Here is a 20994-nt window from a genome sequence, read left to right as displayed (position 1 = left end):
TTTTATTTTATGAGATATCATAGCTCAATCTAAAAAAAATCTAACTTTATATTTTATAGATAAAAAATTAAGAGAAATTTTCGATCTTCCATCCCTCAAAGTCCTATCGCTTCCCAAACCGCCAAGGCCTGCCGATGCTCGGCCACGTCGTGACAACGGACAATGGTGGCGCCGTTCTCCACCGCTTTGAGATGGATAGCCAAAGTCCCGGGCAGACGGGCTTCGGTGGGGGTGGGGATGATCCTGTCGATCATCGATTTGCGACTCGCGCCGATGAGCAGTTCGCATCCGTGGCGCAGGAAATTGGCGTGGTTGCGCAGAAGTTCCAGATTGTGCTCCAGGGTTTTGCCGAAACCGATCCCCACATCCAAGATCAACTGATCTCTCGACAGGCCCGCCGCTTCGCACGCTTCGATCCGCTCGGTGAAAAAGGCATCCACCTCGGCGGTCACATCCTCGTAGTGGGGATCGAGCTGCATCGTCTGGGGGGTGCCCTGCATATGCATAATGCAGAGCCGCGCCTGGTAAGCCTTGGCCAGGGCGATAATGCGCTCATCCGTCGCGCCGGTGATATCGTTGATGAGGCCGAAGCCTTTTTGGAGAGCATACTCCACCACCGCAGGGGTATAGCTGTCGATACTGAAGAGGGCTTTCTCCGTCAGGCCTGAGCGCTCGAGCGCCTCACAGATGGGGCGCACCCGTTCCAGCTCCTCTTCGGCAGAGACCGGCTCCGATCCGGGGCGGGAGGAGACGCCGCCGATGTCGATGATCGCCGCGCCCTCCCCGATCATCGCCTCGATCCTCTCAACGGCCGCCTCACCCAGAAAGCGGCTTCCGGCGTAAAAGCTGTCCTCGTTGGCATTGAGGACCCCCATAATCTTCACCGGCTCTCCGGGCTCATTCAAAAAGCCCTCCAACTCCCCCGCCAGACGCTTCAGGCCGAAGGGTTGGGCCCGCTCTTTGCGAGCCAAGGTCCGCAATTGGGCGCGGGTAGCGATGAGCAGGGCATCCACATACTCCGTCTCGCAGGTGATCACACCGCTCGGCACCGCCAGGTCGGCGCCGATACTCAGGGCATCCTGCTTGAGGATGTTGGCGGCGGGTGTGCGCAGACGGCGGATCTTGATCCAGAGGGTCTGCATCTTCTCCGCCATAATCTTCACCCCGCCGCTCTCGACACCGAGTTCCCGGAGGACCCGCTTGCGTTCCCGTACGATTCCGATCCGATAAAGCTCCATCAGCACTCCTTTCAGCGTTTCTGCCGGCGCTTGCGTTTGGCCAAAAGCTTCAGCAGCACCGTGGTCAGGACAAAGGAGCCCGGCGATCCCACATCCAGGGCCCTCACGACATCCCGAAAAGTATCCAGCGCCCGCTCGTCCAGATCGTACGCTCCGCTCTCGATGGCCTTTTTCAGGAGAGCCTCCACCAGGGGACGCGCCTCCGCAGCCCCGATGCGGTTGTGTTTTTGGAGAAAGTCATAGACCGAAGCGATCTCCAGGTTTTTCACGTCGAGCTCCAGCTCGACATCCGCCCTTCCCCGATCCATCACTGTGATGGGCAGGCGGGAGCGGATCGTGGGCAACACTGAAGCTTTGGAGCGAAAAAGGAGGATGAAACTCTTGTTGGGGGGAGGCTCTTCGATCACTTTGAGGAGTTTGTTCTGCACTACGTCGCTGAAGCTGTCACCCCCCAGCAGGATCACCTGGGGCTCTTCGCTGGCCAGATAAGCCTTTTCCAGGGCCAGGGAGACATCCTCGACCTTGAAGCTCCCTTCCCTGAGGATGGGGATGAGCCTTGCTCCCATACGCTGAACCGATTCTCCGATCTCCTCGGCAAGGCTTTCGAAGGGGGCGGAGGTCACCAGGACCCGGCTTTTGAGCCAATCCATCAATCCAACGCCACCTCATTGAAGAGGGCCGCCTCCACCGTCCGGTCGAAGAGGCGATAGAGTTGCAGGAGCTTGATATCCAGGAGCGGGTCGTGCCGGCGCAGGGAAAAGCTCCCCGGGACCTGCTCATCCAAAAGCCAGAGGAAATTCCCTTCGTTACTCAGGGCGATCTTGGCGTAGCGGTGGCTCCCCTCGCCGATATACCAGAAAAAATACCCCTCGGGAAAAGAGATCTCCAGCATATCCTCCAGCAGTTGCTGATCCTGGGAACTCTCGATCTCCGGGAGGTTGGGGAAAAGCTGCTTCAGGGGATAGACCGGGAGAAAGGGGCGGCGGCGCTGGGGGTTGTTGATGGAGCCCAGGACATAATGAGCGAACCACTCCCGGGCCGGATCGGTCAGCAGCAGCATACTCTGCCCCTCCAGGAGCCGAGAGACGGCACTTTTGGCGGGGGGGACCCAGTCGAAGCGAAACTCCTCCATCCAGCTGAAATCGGAATTCTCAGCCCGGATCGCCTCCAGGGTCCACTCCAGGAGCTGCTGCATTATTTATCCAGTTCGTAGGTCTCGTGGAGCACCCGTACCGCCAATTCGCCGTATTTTTCGTCGACGATCATCGAGATCTTGATCTCACTGGTGGAGATCATCTCGATGTTGATGTTATTCTCGGCCATCGCGCTGAAGGCTTTGGCGGCGATGCCGCTGTGGGACTTCATCCCGACCCCGACGATGGAGACTTTGCAGACATTCTCATCGTAATCGGCTTCGCCGAAATCCTTCTCGAAGCTGCCGATGACCTTCTTGGCCGCCTCCAGCTCACTCTGGGGGACGGTAAAACCGAGGTTGGTCTTCCCCTCTTTGCTGGCATTCTGGATAATCATATCGACATTGATCTGCTCATCGGCCAGGCGGTTGAAGATCTCCGCCGCGATCCCGGGACGATCCTCCACATCCCGCAAGGAGACCCTTGCCTGATTCTTATCTAGTGCGATTCCGCTGACCAAAACTGCTTCCATTGCTTCATTCTCCTCTGCGATAATTGTACCCGGTCCGTCACTGAACGAACTCTTGGCGATGATCTTGACCCCCATCTTCTTGGCCAGTTCCACGGAGCGGTTCTGCAAAACCTTCGCTCCCAGGCTGGAGAGCTCCAGCATCTCGTCGTAGGAGATGTAATCGAGCTTTTTGGCTTTGGGTTCAATACGCGGATCAGTAGTGTAGATGCCGTCGACGTCGCTATAGATTTCACAGGCATCGGCGTGCAGGGCCCCCGCCAGCGCCACAGCGCTGAGGTCGCTGCCGCCCCGGCCGAGGGTCGTGACCTCTCCCTTCTCATTGATCCCCTGAAAACCGGCGACGATGACGATCTTGCCCTCTTTGATCCGCTCTTCGATGGCGGAAGTATCGATCGACTCGATTCGGGCATAGGTGTGGGTGCCGTCGGTCTTGATCCCCGCCTGACGGCCGGTCATCGCAATGGCGTCGTAGCCCATCTCCTGCAAAGCGATGGCCAAAAGCGAAGCAGTGACCCGCTCGCCGGAGCTGAGCAGGATATCCATTTCCCGCTTGGAAGGGGTCTTGGAGAAGTGGTGGGCATAGTCGATGAGCTTGTTGGTCTCCCCGCTCATAGCCGAGACGACCACGACCAGATCATTCCCCTCTTCCCGTGCCTTGGCCACTCGCTTGGCGACATTTTCGATGCGTTCCAGGCTTCCGACACTGGTTCCGCCGTATTTCTGTACGATGAGCATCTACAACAATCCTTTTTTGATGAAATAGTCGACCACCTGCCGATAGACCCTTCGTTTGAAAAAGGTGATCCGGCGGAACAGTTCGTCCATCTCCACATATTTGTACTCTTCAAACTCCGGTGCTTCGAAGGAGTTGAGATCGATCTTCGCCCCCTCTTTGAGCTTGACCAGAAAATACTTCTGGCGCTGCCCTTTGAAAGGGTAACGTCTGGGGTTCCGACTCTTTTTGGGAAAATCGTAGCTGATCCACTCGGGATACTCGGCGATAATCTCTACTTCGTCGGTTCCGATCTCCTCCTTCAGTTCACGCAGCAGCGCTTCCCGGGGAGATTCGCCCTCGTCGATCCCTCCCTGGGGAAACTGCCACCCCTTGCGCATCCCTTTGCGTCGGGCGATCATAAACTCTTTGCGTTCCGGATAGTTCGGCGAGAGTACAATGGCGGCCACATTGGGCCGATACTCTTTATATTTTCCCATTGTCAACCCGCTTGCCGTGCCTGCCGCACTAGCGGACGAAGCACAATTATTTTGCTACTATTTTAACGGAAAAGGCATTACAGCCTTTTGAAACGAGAGGAGTTTTCTCCAAAATATGCTGCTTTATATTCACATCCCCTACTGCGATTCCAAATGCCATTATTGCAGTTTCAACTCCTATACCGGGCGCTTTGATACCCGCCCGGACTATATGAAGGCGCTGCACCGTCAACTCCTCTTTGAACTGGAGCGCTTCGAGGCGACCCCCGGCTCCATCGAAACTCTCTTCATCGGCGGCGGAACCCCCAGCACGGTCCCACCCGAACTCTACGCCCCTCTTTTTGAAACCCTCAAACCCTACCTGGCCTCCGAAGCGGAGCTCAATTGCGAAGCCAACCCCAACTCCGCTTCGGACACGTGGCTGAAGGGAATGAAAGCGCTGGGGATCAACCGGATCAGTTTCGGGGTCCAGAGCTTCGACCCCGACAAGCTCAAGCGCCTGGGGCGGGCCCACACACCCCGGCAGGCAATCGAAGCGGTGGAGCGTGCTGCCGACATAGGCTTCAAGCGCCTCTCCCTCGATCTGATCTACAACTGCGCCGGAGATGACCGTGAGCTGCTCAATCGGGATCTCGACATCGCCTCGGACCTTCCCGTCGGTCACCTCTCCGCCTACGAGCTGACCATCGAAGAAGGCACCCCCTTCGCCCAAACGCCTGACGTACGCCAGGAGAATGTGGCCCTGGCCCGATGGATGGCCCGGGCGATCGAAGAGCGGGGCTTGCCCCAGTACGAGATCTCAAATTTCGGCGATCCCTGCCGCCACAATCTGGGCTATTGGCAGCTAAAAGACTACATCGGGCTGGGGGCGGGAGCGGTGGGCTTCCGGCAGGACCGCCGCTACTACCCCCCTACCGCCCTGGATCGCTACCTGGCGAACCCGCTCTCCCATCGGACCGAGATCCTCTCCGCGGAAGATCTCAAGACCGAGCGCCTCTTTTTGGGATTGCGCTCCCGACTGGGTGTCGACGAAGCCTGGCTCAGCCCTTCGGAACGGGAACGGGCCCGACTGCTGGTCAGGGAGGGCAAACTCCTCACCCGTCCCGGCGGCTACCGCAACCCCGATCTCTTTCTAGCCGATGAACTCGTCCTCTTTCTGATGGATTAGTGCATAATTATGCTGTTCTATGAAACCATTGCCGAAGTTATTACTCCGCGTGACCATTAACCCGATGTTTGCAATGGAGCTTTCACTCGATGGCGACAAAGGAGCACTCAACCCCGAAGGGGCACCGCAGGTGTTTGCGACTGCCAGAGCTATCGAGTGAAAGCGCAGTCCGGAATGAGAATAATACTATCCAGTTTAATACCTTAAAAATCCATCCATAAGTTCTCCATTCTCCATTAACATAATTTTTTTGGGTAAAATTGACCCAATTTCTCCCCGAAAGACGGGGATAGAAGGAGTCCCATGTTTGGAATGGGTTTCAGCGAAATATTGGTGATCGCCCTGGTGGCCATCCTCTTTCTGGGGCCGGACAAACTCCCCGAGGCGATGGTGCAGATCGCCAAGTTTTTCAACAGTGTCCGCAAGACCATCAACGAAGCCAAGAGCACCTTTGAAGAGGAGCTCCATCTCAAGGAGCTCAAGGAAGAGGCGCTAAGCTATCGTCAAAGCCTCAGCGAAGTCGGCTCGGATATCAGCGGCTTCAAAAACGCCATCTCCAACCATACCGATGAGTTGCAAGAGGCGATTGAGATCGCCCGAAGCGGTATGCCGACCGATCGGCTCAACGAATCGGTCGATGATCTCCTGGAAGAGGATGAACCGACCGGCGAAACATCTCAGCGTCCGGGGGTTACCGAATACAAAGAGATGGCCCGCAAAGCCCTCGAAGAGGCGGAAAACTCCGCGGAGGCACAAACGGCCGAAACTCCCTCCGTCGAGGACAAGGGCCCCGAAAGCAGCCCCAAAGAATCATCCCGGCCTGCCGGGTTCAAACACCTCGATAATGAAGCGAACGCCTGATGTTTGAGAGTATGAAACCCCACCTGGCGGAACTCCGCCAACGCCTGGCCATCTCCGTTCTCGCCGTCTTTGTCGGCTTCATCATCGCCTTCACCTTTCACAACGCCATTCTCGGATGGATAACCAAACCCCTCAACAATGCCCTGATCCAGGTCGGCAAAATCGTCGAAAAACGGGAGATGGGGACGTGGAAGATCTCTGGCAACGAGCACAACGCCACGCTGGCCCCTTCCAAAAGCCCCGCTCTTTTGAGCGACCACGCCCAAAGCGCCGAGAAGCTCCACCGTACTCTGGCCGAAGCTTCCCAGGCCACCCAAAACCCCAAACTGCAAAAGCTTCTGAGCCAGGCGGCCTCCGCCGCGGAGGAGCTGGCGCGCAACAGCCGGATCCTGCGCAAAGCCCTGGTCAAAGAGGAGAACCTCACCCGCCAGGCAGTCAACCAGAACCTCCGCGAAAAGAGCTTTAACGGAATGATCACCACCCACCAGGTGGGCGGGGCCTTCTTCGTCGCCCTCAAAGTCTCCTTCTTTGCCGGGATCCTGATGGCGATGCCGGTGATCCTCTGGCAGCTCTGGCTCTTCATCGCTCCCGGTCTCTACGACAATGAGAAAAAGATGGTCCTCCCCTTTGTCGTCGGCGGATCGGTGATGTTCCTGATCGGGGTCCTCTTCGCCTACTACGTCGTCACCCCCTTCGGATTCCAATTCCTCATCACCTTCGGCTCCTTCCTCTATACGCCACTGATCAATATCGAAGACTACGTGGGCTTCTTCACCAAAATCCTCATCGGCTTCGGGATCGCTTTCGAGCTGCCGGTGGTCGCCTACTTCCTGGCCCTACTTGGGCTCATCACCGACAAGACCCTCAAAGACTACTTCAAATACGCCATCGTCATTATTTTCCTCCTGGCAGCCTTCCTGACCCCGCCGGATGTGCTCACCCAGCTTTTGATGGCGGCACCGCTGATCCTGCTCTATGGCCTCTCGATCCTCATCGTCCACTATGTCAACCCCTACAAGCCCGAAGAAAAGGAGGATGACGAAGAAGAGGAAGAGGATGAGTTCGAAAAGGCCGAGCGGGAATTCGAAGCCCTGGAGAAAGGCTCTGAATCCCATGAAAGCTGACGAGCTTGATTGGCTGACCCAGAGTTACGACTATACCCTTCCCCCCAAGCAGATAGCCACTCAGCCCGTCGAACCTCCCGACGCCGCCCGGATGCTGGTCTTCGACCGGCGTGACGGGAGCATCCACCACGCCCGTTTCCGCGATCTGGAGCGCTTCCTCCCCTCTGAGACGGCGCTTTTCCTCAACGATACCCGGGTCATCAAAGCACGGCTCTACGGCACCAAAGCCACAGGCGGCCGCGTAGAGCTCCTGCTCAACAAGCCGCTGCCGGACAACGAATACCTGGCGATGATCCGGGGGCGGGTGCGTGAGGGGACGCGCCTGAGTTTCGATGAGGGGCTACAGGCCGAGGTGCGCGCCCTCCTGCCTGACGGTGCCCGCAGAGTGCGTTTCTATCAAGAGGACAAGGAGCTAGATTTTTCCCGTTTGGTAGAGATCCTGGAGCGCATCGGCCACGTGCCTCTGCCTCCTTATATGAACCGGGAGGATACCCCCGAAGATACTCGGCACTACCAGAGCCTCTTCGCCAGAGAGGCCGGGGCCGTCGCCGCCCCGACCGCATCGCTCCACTTCACCCCCGAGCAGCTGGAGCGTCTCAAAAGCACTCACCCCTGCTACACCCTCACCCTGCACGTGGGAGCCGGCACCTTCAAGCCCGTGGAAAGCGAAAAGATCCTCGAGCACCCCATGCATTCGGAATATTTCCGCATCCCTCCCGAGGCGGCGGAGTACCTGCGCGGCGACGCTCCCCTGCTCGCCGTGGGCACCACCGTCACCCGCACCGTGGAGTATTTCGCCCGCACGAGCCGTACCGAGGGGGAGTGTGATCTCTTTTTGCACCCGGGCAATCCTCCCCGGAGGGTCAACCACCTCCTGACCAATTTTCACCTGCCCAAGAGCACCCTCATCATGCTCGTCAGCGCTTTTATCGGGCGGGAAAAGACCCTCGAGCTTTACCGGGAAGCGATCCGAGAAGGGTACCGATTCTACAGCTACGGCGACGCCATGCTCATCCTCTAAAAGGAGTCAAAAATGGATATGATCCTCGATCCCCGCTATCTCTCCCTGCATATCGCGATCGTCCTGATCGCCGCGACACTGCTCTATCTCCTCTTCCGGGAGATGCGCAAACCCAAAAAAGACCCCAACGAAGACCCCGACACCAAACGGATCAACGATATGCTCAAAGATTGATCCATCCCGGCGTGTTATAATGCCTATATGAAAAAATATTATCCCGCGCTTTTTCTCGTCGCACTCTTCCTTCTCCTTGCCGGTTGCGGCCCCAAATACGACTACACCATCCACAAACCCAAGGTCCGCTACCACAAACCCCACAAAGAGGCGCTCAAAGAGCTCCTCGACGACCAACTGGGCAAACCCTATGTCTGGGCCGAAGAAGGGCCCGACGCCTTCGACTGCTCGGGGCTGGTCTACTACTGTTACGCCAGTATGAATATGAAGCACGTCCCCCGCGTCGCCCGGGAACAGGCCAAAGTGGGCAAAAAGGTCCCCGTCAGCGGGCTCAAATACGGCGACCTGATCTTCTTCGACACCACCCCCAGAAAGACCGGGCAGATTACCCACGTGGGGATTTATATCGGCGACGGAAAATTCGAGCATGCCGCCAACGAAAAACAGGGGGTCAAGATCAGTTCGATCACAAGCCCCTACTACCGTTCCCGTATCCGTATCTGCCGGCGCTGGCTCCCCGAGGAGGGCCCCGAGGGCAGCTTCAAACCCATCGCCCCGATCCGCATCGCCTCCACCAACGCCGAGTGCAAACAGTGCTACAGCGTGCCTAAGAAGGTCACTGCCGACCACGGCCGCTGGTTCATCCAGGTCGGCTCCTTCCGGGGCAGACCCGATCCCAAATGGCTCGCCCACATTACCGCCCTGGGCTACGACTACCGCTCGGTGCCGGGCATCCAGGGGATGAAACGCCTCCTCGTCGGCCCCTTCGCCACCCGCGAAGATGCACAGCAGGTCCTCCCCAACGCCCGACACGAGTTCAACCCCGACGCCTTCATCAAGGAGCTTTGAGGGAGCTTTGTTCTCTGAGTCCCTTTAGGGTATGATAGTTCTCAAAAAAGGACTGGATCCATGCCCAGCTCGTCAAAAAAAATTCTTTTTGTCTTGATCGCCGCTTCGTTCACGATGCTCACCGCCCGCCCCATCAGCGCCCCGCTGGCGGTTTTCGAATCGACCAAACTTCCTCACCGTACCCTCAAAGAGGGCCCCAGTATCTTCGGCACCCTTCCCTTCTTCAATGAAAAGAACGCGACCGAAGCGGAGAAACAAGAGTATAAAAAGATGGTCAAAGAGGTAAAAGAGCGGGAAAAAGCCAACGAGAAGTATCGTCACAGCAAAGCGATGCAGGTCTTCGAATCGACCAAGATCCACCGGGACCCTTCCCAGGGGCCCAGCGCCGTGCGCAAAGCCTTCTCCGAAGTCTTTTCAGCAGTAGGTTTGGAAGAAAATGAAGGAAACGAGAAAAAAGTAGAAAATAATAAATAGAAATTTCGGTTTGCTGCCGAAGGCGGCCCTTTCAACCCTCAGCGTTCAACGCTTAATTCTCTTCTTGTAATAGGCCACTACCCCCAAACCGATCACGACACAGAGCGCGATGAATCCGATGGAGCCGATGATGACTCCCGGAGTGACGGGCTGGGAGAGATCAGGCATCCATCACCTCGGCGCAGCGCTCGCAGAGCTTCTCTTCACCGGTAGAACTGTAGCGCCAGCAGCGGGGGCATTTCTGTGCCGGAGCCCGATGGATCGTAAAGCGCAGATCGTCCACACTGAAACTCCCCAACTCTTCGGTCTCCAACTCCGGTGCCACGGCACTGACCACGAACCAATCTTCCAGATCCTTGGGATTCTGAAGCGGTAACTGCTCCACCGGACCGGCAATGGCCAGCTCCAGGGTCGCTTTGATCACCTTCTCCTTCTTGAGCCAGTCCACCGCTTCGCTGAAAGCTTCTCTGGCCGCCAGGAGCACTCCGTCGTCGAAGGGCTTGCTCAGCTCGGGCAGCGGCGTATACTCCATATCGAAGACGTCGTTCCACTCCCCTTTGATCACCGCCGGCGCATACTCCAACACCTCGTCGGCGGTATAGGTGAGCGTGGGGGCGATCAGGGCCAGCATACTGCGGGCGATCATCGCCATCGCCGTCTGGGCACCCCGGCGGCCGGGAGCGTCGGGAGCGTCACAGTAGAGCCGGTCTTTGGAGATATCCATATAGATCCCGCTGAGCTCATTGGTCAGGAAATTGTTGAGCCGTGAGAATCCCCGGGAGAATTCATAAGCGTCGAAGGAGCCTTTGACCTCGGCGAAGACTTCGCCCGCTTCGGCGAGGATCCAGCGGTCCAGCTCTCCCAGCTCTTCGACGGGGCGCAGGGCCTTGAGATCGTTGACATTGGCCAAGAGGAAGCGGAAGGTATTGCGGATCTTGCGATACTGCTCTGCCGTCTGCTTGAGGATGCCGTCGCTGATCTTCAAGTCGCTCTGATAGTCGCTCAGCGCCACCCAGAGCCGCAGGATTTCCGAACCGAACTGCTGGGTGACCTTCTGGGGCGCAACGACGTTGCCCCTCGATTTGGACATCTTCTCCCCGTTCTCATCGACGGTGAAGCCGTGGGTGAGGATGGAGCGGTAGGGGGGATGGAAATTGATCGCCGAACTCAGCAGCAGAGAGCTCTGGAACCAACCCCGGTGCTGGTCGCTCCCCTCCAGATACATATCGGCGGGGAATTCTCCGGCGTCGTAGCGGCGGGATTTGAGCACGGCGTTCCAGGTCGAACCGCTGTCAAACCAGACGTCGAGGATGTCGTTGACCTTCTCCAGCTCTTCGGGTTTGTAGCCGCTGCCGGGATAGAGGAGCTCTTCGATGGGGCGGTCGTACCAGGCGTCGCACCCCTCTCGCTCGAAGATGGCGGCGATGAAGTTGAGCACCTTTTCGTCCAGGATCACCTCTTTGGTCTTTTTGACCCGGAAAAAGGCGATGGGCACTCCCCAGGTACGCTGGCGGGAGATACACCAGTCGGGCCGCCCCTCAACCATCGAGCGCAGGCGGTTGCGTCCCCAATCGGGGTAGAAGGTTGTCTCCTTGATCCCCTTGAGCGCCAGGCCGCGCAGGGTCTCTTCGGACCCCTCCGGCTTGGCATCCACCGCGATGAACCACTGCTTGGTCGCCCGGTAGATCACCGGCTTCTTGGTCCGCCAACAGTGGGGGTAGGAGTGGGTGAACTTGCTCGATTTGAGCAGTGCGTCCCCCAGGAGTTCCAGAATCTTTTCGTTGGCGTCAAAGATATGCATCCCCACGAACTTCTCCGGCTCGGGGAGGAGCTGATGGCCTACGATGCTCTCGTCGTAGCGTCCCTGGTCATCGACCGGCATCAAGACTTCCAAGCCGTATTTGAGCCCGGCAAAATAGTCATCCTCTCCGTGGCCGGGGGCGGTGTGAACCGCTCCGGTCCCGCCGTCGAGCTCCACATGCTCGCCCAGGATGATCTGGGAGGGCCGGCCATTAAGGGGGTTGATGGCCAGCTTGTTCTCCAACTCTTTGGCCGAGAATCTGCGCACGGCGTGGCCCGAGACCACTCCCTCCTCGATCAGGGCGTCGTAGCGGCTCTCGGCCACGATGTACCCGTCGTCGGTGAGCACGTAATTCTCTTCGGGCGCTAGGGCGATCCCGGTATTGGCGGGCAGGGTCCAGGGGGTCGTGGTCCAGATCACCACCGCTGCTTTGCCGTGGATATCCAGCTCCTCCTTGGCCTTGTCGGAAAGTTCGAAAGCGACATAGATGGAGTAATCCTCTTTGTCCTTATACTCCACCTCGGCATCGGCCAGGGCGCTCTCGGCCGCCCAGGACCAGTAGACCGGCTTGTTGCGCTCCACCAGCAGTCCCTTTTTGGCCACGTCGCAGAGGGTGCGGTAAATGTTGGCCTCGAAGGCGAAATCCATCGTCACGTAGGGGTTTTCCCAGTCGCCGATGACCCCCAGGGATTTGAAACCCTCTTTTTGGATCTCGATGTATTTGGCGGCATGCTCCCGGCAGAGTGCCCGAAACTCACTGACGGGCATCGCATCTTTTTTCGCTTTGCCGATGCGCTCCTCGACCTTCTGTTCGATGGGCAAGCCGTGGCAATCCCAGCCCGGGGTGTAGCGTACCGCTTCACCCTGGAAGTAGTGGTGTTTGACGATGATGTCTTTGAGGATCTTATTGAGGGCGTGGCCGATGTGGATCTCGCCGTTGGCGTAGGGAGGGCCGTCGTGGAGGGTAAACATCTTACGCCCCTCACGGTTGGCTTTCATCCGATCGTAGGCGCCCTCTTCAAACCATTTGGTATAGCGAAGGGGCTCGTTTTTCGGAAGATTTCCCCGCATAGGGAAATCGGTTTTAGGAAGCAGCAAAGTCTCTTTGTAATCCATCTGGGCACATCCTTGGAGCTTATGAAATTGAGGGGATTATATCTTAAAGAGGTTTAGGAGCAAAAATCTCTCAGGAAATGGGCATCTCCGCACCACTCTGCGGCACCTTTATCAAAAAGGGCATAAGGTCACTGGTCATTGGGAGAGTTGAGTGTTGAGTGTTGAGAAGTTTTATTGTTTGGTTGTTTGTCTATTGAAAAACCGGATGAGAATCATCCAGAGAGCATAAAAGCCTCTCTTACTCCAAAATTCTCCATTCTCCATCCTCAATTTTCCATTCTCCATTATACTTTCCTACTTAGCCCGGTACTTCTCATAAAAGTGGTTCGTCGCTTCCACGAATCCGTCCACCGATCCGCAATCGAAACGTCTGCCTTTGAAACGGTAGGCGATCACCCTTCCCTCACCCGCTTGCTTGAGCAAAGCATCGGTGATTTGGATCTCCCCTCCTTTGCCGGGCTTCGTTCGGCGTATTTTGTCAAAAATGTCGGGAGTAAGGATGTAGCGGCCGATAATGGCCAGGTTGCTTGGGGCCTTTTTGGGGTCGGGCTTCTCCACCATATTCTGCACACGATAGATCCCCTCTTCGATCTCTTCGCCGGCGATAATGCCGTATTTGTGGGTCTGATCGGCAGGAACCTCTTCGATGGCGACGATGGAGCATCGAAAACGGTTGAAAAGCTCCACCATCTGCTTGAGGACCGGATCCCCTTCCTCGTGATCACAAAGGTCATCGGCCAGGATCACGGCAAAGGGTTCCTGACCAATCAGGGTCTCTCCGGTGAGAATGGCGTGTCCCAACCCTTTCATCTCTTTTTGTCGGGTATAGGAGAAGGTACAATGCTCGATCACGTCACGAATTTCACGAAGAAGGGGCTCTTTGCTCGTCCCTTTGATCTGATGCTCCAGCTCGTAGGAGATATCGAAATGGTCTTCGATGGCGCGCTTGCCCCGGCCGGTGACGATAGCCATCGTGTGAATCCCCGCCGCCAGGGCCTCTTCGACTCCATACTGGATCAGAGGCTTGGTCAGGATGGGAAGCATCTCTTTGGGGGTCGCTTTGGTCGCCGGCAGAAAGCGGGTCCCGTAGCCCGCCGCCGGGAAGAGGCATTTTCGGATCATCACATTACCTTGTATTTTGAGCGTTTATTGTGGGGATTATATCGAGTTCATCTCCGGCCTCCTCTTGACAGAATGGCCCAATTACTCCACAATGTATAGCAAACCGATACTCCAAAGGAGAAATGATGCCCCGTGGATTGACCCTGCTCTATCTTGGAGAATCCCTCTCCGCCCACCCGACCCTGCCTGCCTATCTGCACAGAGCTCTGGCACAAAAAGGACTGAAGCCTGTCCGGGAGCTCAGGATAAAACCCTTGGATCCCGATCTGCCTCTCCTGCTCCAAAAGATCCTGGAGGAACCCAGGGGGGATCTGTTGATCGCCGCCACGGAGGAGAGCTTCGCCCTGGCGGGCCGGATACTCTGCACCCTGGGCAATGAGGCCCTCGAGACCCGGGAGGGGATGCTCCTCCCCGCCTCCGCCGAAGCGGTAGAGCCCGACAGCTATCGCTACCGCCTCCAGGGACGCGCCGTCAACGTCCTGCGGCTCCTCCCCTGGCAAACTCTGCCGCCCATCCTCCTGGAGCCCGTCGCCCATCGCATCTATCACTTCTTCACCGAGACCGACCCGCTTCCCGAAGACCTGGGGATTGTCGACCCGCTGCGTGAATCCGAGCGACTTCCCCAGGCTTTGAGGGAATTGGCCTTGCGTGAAGTCGAAAATCTCGGCATCGTCCCGATCCTGCCGGGATGGTATCGCCTGGAACTCCGGGGGGAAGAGTCCCTCGATGATCTCGAAGCTTCCCTGGCCCCCTGGCAAGAGCAGATGATCCCGGGGCCCTCCCTCGTCGAATCCCTCATTCAATACTTTTCGGCGACCGGCCGCAAGATCACCTTCGCCGAGAGCTGCACCGGCGGACGCCTGGCTGCGACCTTTACCTCCGAACCCGGCGCTTCCGACATCCTGGAAGGAAGCTACGTCACCTATGCCAACCGGATCAAGAGCGGATGGCTGGGCGTCCGAGAGGAGACCCTGAGAGACTACGGCGCCGTGAGCCGGGAGTGCGTGCTGGAGATGGCGGCCGGAGCCAGAGAGCGAGTCCCCGCCGATCTCGCCGTCGCCATCAGCGGGATTGCCGGCCCCACGGGAGCCGTCCCGGGCAAACCGGTCGGCACCGTCTACCTCTGCCTTCGAGATGCCCGGGGGCCCCATACCGCCCGCCTGCAGCTCCACGGAGACCGCAACGCCATCCAGGATCAAAGCGTCCTCTACGCCCTCTCATTTATCGTGCGAAACGAAAAAGAAAAAATTTTCAAATTTTTTTCCGAAAACTCTTGACAGGGGAAAAATTGTGGGCTATAATTCTGCCCACTTAAAGCCACTAACGGCTTTTTGTTTACGACCCGTTAGCTCAGTTGGTAGAGCAACTCCCTTTTAAGGAGTGGGCCCTTGGTTCGAATCCAAGACGGGTCACCACCAGGTAACAACTTTTTTGATGACTGTTTGGACTAGATGACCCTTTCATCTAGTGGCCAAGGATGCTACGTTTTCCACGTAGACACAGAGGTTCAAATCCTCTAAGGGTCGCCAAAAGATTCGGGAGTTGCCTGCCCGGTCGCTTAGCTCAGTTGGTAGAGCGCCACCCTTACAAGGTGGATGCCAGTGGTTCGAGTCCACTAGCGACCACCATCCAGGATGCGGCGGTAGTTCAGTCGGTTAGAATACCTGCCTGTCACGCAGGGGGTCGCGAGTTCGAGTCTCGTCCGCCGCGCCACGATTCATTTTTTCTCCTTTTGATTGATTTATTTTATAGTGATTCCTCCTCCTTTATGTCAAACTATAAAATAGTTTAGGGGCCTCTACCTAGGCCCCGCCTTTTCTCATCTTTTTCGTTTCTCTTCCCGGACATCAATTCTCCTGATTGGATATAATCCGACTATTATAAAAGCCGAGGAATTCCCTATGCGATTGTTGTCTCTTTTTCTCTTCACTGTTTTATTCCTGCATGCAAAACTCGATATCGTCGTCAGCATCGTTCCTGAGAAATATTTCGTCAGACAGATCGCCGGGCCTTATGCCGACATCACCGTCATGGTCCCCCCGGGCAGTTCTCCCCACAGTTACGAACCCAAACCCTCCCAAATGCGCTCCATCAGCGATGCCGATCTCTATTTCGCCATCGGTGTAGAGTTCGAAAAAGCCTGGCTGCCCCGTTTTCTCTCCCAAAATCCGAATCTCAGGGTCATCGACCTCTCCAAAGCGGTCCAAAAGATCCCAATGCAAAGCGGGCACCATCACGGAAAATATGAACCTACAGCACACCGGCACGAGAACGAGGGTCTCGATCCCCACATCTGGCTCTCGGTGAGAAATGTGGAAAAGATGGCTCCGATGATCGAAAAGGCCCTGGAGAGCGAAGACCCCGGGCACGCAAGCGAATATCGCAAAAATCTCCAGGCTTTCGAAGAGCGTCTCAAAGCCCTGGATCGCCGTATCGCCGCCAAACTCTCTCATCTTCCCAAGAGAACCGCCTTTATGGTCGTGCACCCCTCCTGGGGATATTTCGCCCGGGATTACGGTCTACGCCAACTCCCCGTGCAGATCGAAGGCAAAGCGCCCAAGCCCCGACAGCTGATGAGACTGATCGACGAAGCCAAAAGGGCAAAGGTCCGCGCCATCTTCGTCCAACCCGAATTTTCCGACAAAAGCGCTTTGGTTCTCGCCAAAGAGTTGGGAATCCCTGTCATCAAAATCTCCCCCCTCTCCGAAGATTGGGAAGCCACACTGCTGAAGCTCGCCGAAGCGATCGCAGGACCGAAAGCACCATGAAGATCCTCAAAGTCGAAAAGGTCAGTTTCGCCTACGACCGGGAACCGGTCCTGAAGGAGGTGAGCCTGGAAGTGGGAGAGCGGGAGTTCGTCGCCATCATCGGACCCAATGGCGGAGGAAAATCCACCCTGCTCAAGCTCATCATGGGACAGTTCGAACCCCAAAGCGGACAGATCACCGTCCTGGGGAAATCCCCCAAAGAGGCACGGGAAGAGATCGGCTACGTCCCCCAGAACACCAACGTCAATCTGGAGTTCCCCATCCGGGTCCTCGACGTGGTGATGATGGGCAATCCCAAACAACATCGGGAAGCGGCAGGCTGGTGGGAGCGGCTCTTCCCCGTCCGCTACAACGATATCGAGAAGCGTTGCGCCTACTCCACCCTGGAAAAGGTGGGCATGGAAGCCTATATGCATCGCCGTATCGGCGACCTCTCCGGGGGGCAGCGCCAGCGGGTTATGATCGCCCGGGCCCTCTGCGCCCACCCCCGACTGCTCATCCTCGACGAACCCACCTCCAGCATCGATGTCGAAGGGCAGCAGCAGATCTTCTCCCTGCTCAAAGAGCTGAGCAAAGACCTCAGCATTCTTGTCGTCAGCCACGATCTTTCGGTGATCACCGATTATGCCGACAAGGTGGTCTACCTCAACCGCACCGCCTACACCCACGATCTGCGCAACGCCCCCATCCATCTCAAACCACCCGAAGGAGATCACTTCTGCGAAGTGGAGCTGATGCAGATGCTTTCGCAGAAGAGCTGCGACTGTGAACAGCACGGGGGAAAGGAGAAGGATTCATGACTGAAATCTTCCATTACACCTTTATGCAAAATGCCCTACTCGCCGGGATCCTGGTGAGCCTGGCCGCGGGGATCATCGGTTCGCTGATCGTCGTCAACCGCCTCGTTTTCCTCACCGGCGGCATCGCCCACAGCTCCTATGGGGGGATCGGCCTGGCGATCTATTTTTCCCTGCCCATCTTTCTGGGGGCTTCCCTCTTCACAATCGCCACGGCACTGCTGCTCGCCTGGCTCACCTTCCGCCGGCGCCATCTCAGCGATACCTATATCGGAATGATCTGGGCTGTGGGGATGGCCCTCGGGGTGATCTTCGTCGACCTGACGCCCGGCTATAACGTAGACCTCATGAGCTATCTCTTCGGCTCGATCCTGGCGGTGGAGCATCGGGACCTCTGGTTTATGGGCCTTTTGCTGCTGGGAGTACTCTTTTTCGTCCATCGCTGGTATCGGGAGCTACTGGCAATCAGCTACGATAGTGAATACGCCGAGCTTCGGGGCATCCCAAGCTCCCGCTTCTATACCCTGCTGCTGATCCTCTCGGCTCTCACCGTAGTTGCGGCCATAAAGGTCGTGGGATTGATCCTGGTGATCGCACTGATGACCATCCCCACCCATATCGCCCAGCACCACTCCTCCACTCTCTACGGCATGATGATCCGCTCGGCCCTGCTCGCTGCTCTCTTCACCCTGGCGGGCCTCTGGCTCAGCTACCGCTATGATCTCACCTCCGGGGCCTGCATCATCCTCGTCGGAGCCACCGGGTTGATCGCCGATGCCCTCTACCGGCGTTTCGGCCCGAAAGCCGCCTGAGCTGAGGCAGATCAACTCCCCCGCCTCCGGGCTGTGCTACACTTTCGCCATATTCATATCAAGCAAAAAAGATCAAGGAGAAACAATGGCTTACGACAATGAACCGGTAGAGGGCGGCAGCCTCCTGACCGTCACCGCGGAGATCGTCTCTCTGGAACCCGAAGGGTTCATCATCAAAGTCCACAACGACGAAACCAACGAGACCTTCGAAGCCCAGAGTGTCCGGGAGTATGCCGAATTTCTCATCGAAAGCGTCAACAAATCAGGCCGGGACAATTTCGTGGCCCAGTGGCTCCCCTCCCCCAACGCCCGCCGCTACGATATCGACCTGGTAGGGATGCAACTGGGGATGATGCAGGATTGGATGGAGAAAGAGCTGGTACAGGAGGGCGATCTCGAAGATGACGGCGGCCTGATGGAGGCGATGCGGGAACAGAGAGAAAGCGAAAATTCGAGCTAAAGCGGTTTTTCGGGTTGCTAAAAATCCTTTAAACCTTCGGTAATATGGTGCCTAAAAAGGACTTTTTTACAGATGGCTTGTAAAAAAGTGCCCTATCTGTGGTTCAAAAGCGACGAAAAAGAATGGTAAAAGAGCAGGAATTCAGCGCTATTTTTGCCAAAGTTGCCGGCAGAGCTTCTCTTCTCGTAGACGTCCCTCCCGCCTCAGAAAACGACTCTTTACTGCCTACTTCTATGAGCACCAAACCCTCAAAGCCTTATCCCGGACCTATCATAAGGATCGGGAGTGGATTCAACGTCAGATTCATAGCTATGAACCGCCAAAGACTTCACCACATCCCAGACCGGTCACTTTGGTTATCGATGCGACATTCTTCGGAAAACGGGGAGAGGGCTTTGGTGTTCTTGTAGCTAAAGATATCCTGAGTGGCCAACTGGTAGCGTATCGTTTCATTCAGACTGAGACGCTCAATGAATATGCGATGCTTCGGCAAAGCCTTCTGGATCAGGGCTTTATCATCCAGGCCGTCACCGTCGATGGCCGACGGGGATTGTTTGGGCTCTTTGCCGACCTTCCGGTTCAAATGTGCCATTTCCATCAACAAGCCATTCTCACTCGTTATCTGACGCGCAGACCTACCTATCAAGCCTCTAGGGATCTCAAGCGTATCGCTTCCTATCTTGGACAGACAACCCCCTGCCGTTTCCGCTATATGCTGGAAGCCTGGCTCCAACGGCACAAAGATTTCTATGAAGAGAAAACCCCTGACGATTCTCCACGTGGATGGCATTACACCCATGATCGACTCCGCTCGGCCTATCGAAGTCTTGAACGCAATCTTCCTTATCTCTTCACGTATAAAACCCATCCTCATCTTGGCATAGCCAATACAACCAATACTTTGGATGGTGGACTCTTCTCTCCTATGAAAGCTTTATTGAAAATCCATCGGGGTATTGGAGACTCTATGAAGAAGAAACTCATCACTGATTTCCTAGAAAAAGCAATGAAATAGCAACCCGAAAACCCGCTTTAAGTCGAAAATTCCGAAGAAGAGGATGAAAAGCCGGAGAGAAGTAGTGAGAGTTGAGCACTGAGCGTTGAGGCTCAGGAACTCGTTATTCGGTTACTCATTACTCGGTTACTCAATTACTCATTCCTTTCCCAACTCTTCACGAACCAACCCGACCCAATAGCATACCCCGATCTCGATCAGATCGTCGTTGAAATCGTAGCGCGATGAGTGGAGCGGGATCGTTTCGGCTTCCGGATCGCTTTTGCTCCCGAGCCAGACATAGGCTCCGGGGACCTTTTGCAGGTAGAAACTGAAATCCTCCGACCCCATACTGGAGGGGAAATCACTCTTGATCCGCTCGGGGCCGACACAGGAAGCGGCTGAGCGGTAGGCTGAACGGGTGTAGGTGTTGATGGTCGGAGGGTAGCGGTATTCGTAGTCGACTTCCGCCTCGGCACCGAACCCCGCCGCCATCGAGCTGGCGAGCTCCCGGATCCTCTGCTCCACCGTCTCCTGCACTTCGGGATCGAAAGCCCGGACCGATCCGCCGATCCGGCAGGTATCGGGGATCACATTGAAAGCGACGCCGCTCTCGATCGTCGCTACGGTGACGACGTGGGCCTTGGCGGGGTCGATGGAGGTCGCAGAGATCTCTTTGATCCCCTGGACCAGATGGGCGGCGACGAGAATGGGATTGACGGCGCGATGGGGCTGGGAGCTGTGGCCCGAACGTCCCCGGATCTTCACTTCCCAGGTATCCACCGAAGTCATCACCGGCCCCTCTTTGATGAGAAAGGTACCAAAGGGTTCGCTGGGCCGTGTATGCAAGCCGTAGATGCGATCCATCGGGAAGCGCTCGAAAAGCCCGTCGTCGATCATCGCCTTGGCTCCGGCGCCCCCCTCTTCCGCCGGCTGGAAGATCAGGACGACCCGCCCGTCGAAGTCCACCGACTCTTTGAGGAGTTTGGCCGCCGCCAGCAGCATCGTCACGTGACCGTCGTGCCCGCAGGCGTGCATCACCCCCTTTTCCTTGGAAGCGTAGGGGAGTCCCGTCTCCTCCTCGATCGGCAGAGCATCCATATCGGCCCGCAGACCGATGGCGCTACCGGGCTTTCCTTTGTCGATCCAGGCGACGATCCCGGTCCCCCCGATCCCCTTTTCGTAGGGGATATTATACTCCTCCAGTTCCCCGCAGATCCGCTCCGCGGTCCGGTGTTCCTTGTATCCCAGCTCCGGCATCCTGTGAAGCTCGTGGCGGAGCGCTTTGTAATAATCGATATCCAAAGGCAATCTTTTCACACTATCTCCTTCTTACCT

The 20994-nt window shown here is 56.8% G+C and carries 22 protein-coding genes and 4 tRNA genes; 17 read left to right on the top strand and 9 right to left on the bottom strand.

Features of this window, described 5'->3' with window-relative positions; all coding sequences use genetic code 11:
* Positions 1 to 95: 95 nt before the first annotated feature.
* The 5 genes from folP to NITSA_RS03240 are packed head-to-tail and all read right to left on the bottom strand — an operon-like array spanning position 96 to position 4115.
* Entirely contained in the window at positions 96 to 1238 is a 1143-nt protein-coding gene (folP, locus tag NITSA_RS03260; RefSeq protein WP_013553604.1) for a dihydropteroate synthase, read from the bottom strand.
* An 11-nt stretch (positions 1239 to 1249) separates the two neighbouring features.
* A complete protein-coding gene (locus NITSA_RS03255; RefSeq protein ID WP_013553603.1) occupies positions 1250 to 1888 on the bottom strand; it encodes a DNA polymerase III, delta' subunit in 639 nt (212 codons plus the stop codon).
* Positions 1888 to 2433, bottom strand: coding sequence for a HobA family DNA replication regulator (locus NITSA_RS03250; RefSeq protein WP_013553602.1), 546 nt, complete (start codon positions 2431 to 2433; stop codon positions 1888 to 1890). Before NITSA_RS03250 ends, NITSA_RS03255 begins: the two co-directional genes overlap by 1 nt.
* Positions 2433 to 3638 carry an aspartate kinase gene (locus NITSA_RS03245; RefSeq protein ID WP_013553601.1) on the bottom strand — a complete coding sequence of 402 codons (1206 nt, stop codon included), beginning with the start codon at positions 3636 to 3638 and terminating at the stop codon, positions 2433 to 2435. Before NITSA_RS03245 ends, NITSA_RS03250 begins: the two co-directional genes overlap by 1 nt.
* The gene (locus NITSA_RS03240; RefSeq protein WP_013553600.1) at positions 3639 to 4115 is read right to left on the bottom strand and encodes an RNA pyrophosphohydrolase; all 477 of its coding nucleotides are present in this window, start codon (positions 4113 to 4115) and stop codon (positions 3639 to 3641) included.
* A gap of 115 nt (positions 4116 to 4230) precedes the next feature.
* On the opposite strand from NITSA_RS03240, the gene hemW reads away from it, so the two are divergent.
* The 7 genes from hemW (at position 4231) to NITSA_RS03210 (ending at position 9786) form a co-directional block, all read left to right on the top strand.
* The gene (hemW, locus tag NITSA_RS03235; RefSeq protein WP_013553599.1) at positions 4231 to 5283 is read left to right on the top strand and encodes a radical SAM family heme chaperone HemW; all 1053 of its coding nucleotides are present in this window, start codon (positions 4231 to 4233) and stop codon (positions 5281 to 5283) included.
* Between the two features lie 303 nt (positions 5284 to 5586).
* Complete coding sequence (gene tatB / locus NITSA_RS10780) at positions 5587 to 6144, top strand: Sec-independent protein translocase protein TatB (RefSeq protein WP_013553598.1); 558 nt, start codon at positions 5587 to 5589, stop codon at positions 6142 to 6144.
* Positions 6144 to 7268, top strand: coding sequence for a twin-arginine translocase subunit TatC (gene tatC, locus NITSA_RS03225; RefSeq protein ID WP_013553597.1), 1125 nt, complete (start codon positions 6144 to 6146; stop codon positions 7266 to 7268). The genes tatB and tatC overlap by 1 nt, the downstream gene beginning before the upstream one ends.
* Positions 7258 to 8289, top strand: coding sequence for a tRNA preQ1(34) S-adenosylmethionine ribosyltransferase-isomerase QueA (queA, locus tag NITSA_RS03220; protein WP_013553596.1), 1032 nt, complete (start codon positions 7258 to 7260; stop codon positions 8287 to 8289). The genes tatC and queA overlap by 11 nt, the downstream gene beginning before the upstream one ends.
* A 12-nt stretch (positions 8290 to 8301) precedes the next feature.
* Complete coding sequence (locus NITSA_RS11385; protein ID WP_013553595.1) at positions 8302 to 8463, top strand: hypothetical protein; 162 nt, start codon at positions 8302 to 8304, stop codon at positions 8461 to 8463.
* Positions 8464 to 8490: 27 nt separating this feature from the next.
* The gene (locus NITSA_RS10775) at positions 8491 to 9312 is read left to right on the top strand and encodes an NlpC/P60 family protein (RefSeq protein WP_013553594.1); all 822 of its coding nucleotides are present in this window, start codon (positions 8491 to 8493) and stop codon (positions 9310 to 9312) included.
* 60 nt (positions 9313 to 9372) lie between these two features.
* Positions 9373 to 9786 (top strand): hypothetical protein, encoded by a 414-nt coding sequence (locus NITSA_RS03210; protein WP_013553593.1) that lies wholly within the window; start codon positions 9373 to 9375, stop codon positions 9784 to 9786.
* Positions 9787 to 9831: 45 nt separating this feature from the next.
* On the opposite strand, the gene NITSA_RS11700 is transcribed toward NITSA_RS03210, so the two are convergent.
* From NITSA_RS11700 to galU, 3 genes are all read right to left on the bottom strand, one after another.
* Complete coding sequence (locus NITSA_RS11700) at positions 9832 to 9954, bottom strand: hypothetical protein (RefSeq protein ID WP_013553592.1); 123 nt, start codon at positions 9952 to 9954, stop codon at positions 9832 to 9834.
* Positions 9947 to 12703, bottom strand: coding sequence for an isoleucine--tRNA ligase (gene ileS / locus NITSA_RS03205; protein ID WP_013553591.1), 2757 nt, complete (start codon positions 12701 to 12703; stop codon positions 9947 to 9949). The genes NITSA_RS11700 and ileS overlap by 8 nt, the downstream gene beginning before the upstream one ends.
* A 294-nt stretch (positions 12704 to 12997) precedes the next feature.
* Positions 12998 to 13825: a UTP--glucose-1-phosphate uridylyltransferase GalU gene (gene galU, locus NITSA_RS03200; RefSeq protein ID WP_013553590.1), complete on the bottom strand. Its 828-nt coding sequence runs from the start codon at positions 13823 to 13825 to the stop codon at positions 12998 to 13000.
* Between the two features lie 125 nt (positions 13826 to 13950).
* Here galU and NITSA_RS10770 point away from each other — a divergent pair, with 125 nt between their 5' ends.
* From NITSA_RS10770 to NITSA_RS11065, 10 genes are all read left to right on the top strand, one after another.
* On the top strand, positions 13951 to 15102 hold the full coding sequence (locus tag NITSA_RS10770; protein WP_013553589.1) for a nicotinamide-nucleotide amidohydrolase family protein: 1152 nt from the start codon (positions 13951 to 13953) through the stop codon (positions 15100 to 15102).
* Between the two features lie 62 nt (positions 15103 to 15164).
* A tRNA-Lys gene (locus tag NITSA_RS03190) sits at positions 15165 to 15240 on the top strand.
* A 38-nt stretch (positions 15241 to 15278) separates the two neighbouring features.
* Positions 15279 to 15354 (top strand) — tRNA-Glu (locus NITSA_RS11260).
* A 23-nt stretch (positions 15355 to 15377) separates the two neighbouring features.
* A tRNA-Val gene (locus NITSA_RS03185) sits at positions 15378 to 15453 on the top strand.
* A gap of 8 nt (positions 15454 to 15461) precedes the next feature.
* A tRNA-Asp gene (locus NITSA_RS03180) sits at positions 15462 to 15538 on the top strand.
* A 188-nt stretch (positions 15539 to 15726) separates the two neighbouring features.
* A complete protein-coding gene (locus NITSA_RS03175) occupies positions 15727 to 16593 on the top strand; it encodes a metal ABC transporter solute-binding protein, Zn/Mn family (RefSeq protein WP_013553588.1) in 867 nt (288 codons plus the stop codon).
* On the top strand, positions 16590 to 17393 hold the full coding sequence (locus tag NITSA_RS03170; protein ID WP_013553587.1) for a metal ABC transporter ATP-binding protein: 804 nt from the start codon (positions 16590 to 16592) through the stop codon (positions 17391 to 17393). Before NITSA_RS03175 ends, NITSA_RS03170 begins: the two co-directional genes overlap by 4 nt.
* Positions 17390 to 18202, top strand: coding sequence for a metal ABC transporter permease (locus NITSA_RS03165; RefSeq protein WP_013553586.1), 813 nt, complete (start codon positions 17390 to 17392; stop codon positions 18200 to 18202). The genes NITSA_RS03170 and NITSA_RS03165 overlap by 4 nt, the downstream gene beginning before the upstream one ends.
* A gap of 85 nt (positions 18203 to 18287) precedes the next feature.
* On the top strand, positions 18288 to 18662 hold the full coding sequence (locus NITSA_RS03160) for a hypothetical protein (RefSeq protein ID WP_013553585.1): 375 nt from the start codon (positions 18288 to 18290) through the stop codon (positions 18660 to 18662).
* Positions 18663 to 18756: 94 nt separating this feature from the next.
* Complete coding sequence (locus NITSA_RS11065; protein ID WP_083799710.1) at positions 18757 to 19677, top strand: IS256 family transposase, variant Zn-binding type; 921 nt, start codon at positions 18757 to 18759, stop codon at positions 19675 to 19677.
* A gap of 138 nt (positions 19678 to 19815) precedes the next feature.
* Here NITSA_RS11065 and NITSA_RS03150 read toward each other — a convergent pair whose 3' ends face one another.
* Positions 19816 to 20976 carry a M20 aminoacylase family protein gene (locus NITSA_RS03150; RefSeq protein WP_013553584.1) on the bottom strand — a complete coding sequence of 387 codons (1161 nt, stop codon included), beginning with the start codon at positions 20974 to 20976 and terminating at the stop codon, positions 19816 to 19818.
* Positions 20977 to 20994: the final 18 nt, after the last annotated feature.

Source organism: Nitratifractor salsuginis DSM 16511, from assembly GCF_000186245.1.
In the GTDB taxonomy this organism is placed as follows: Bacteria; Campylobacterota; Campylobacteria; order Campylobacterales; family Sulfurovaceae; genus Nitratifractor; species Nitratifractor salsuginis.
This window is presented reverse-complemented; position numbering and strand designations above follow the sequence as displayed.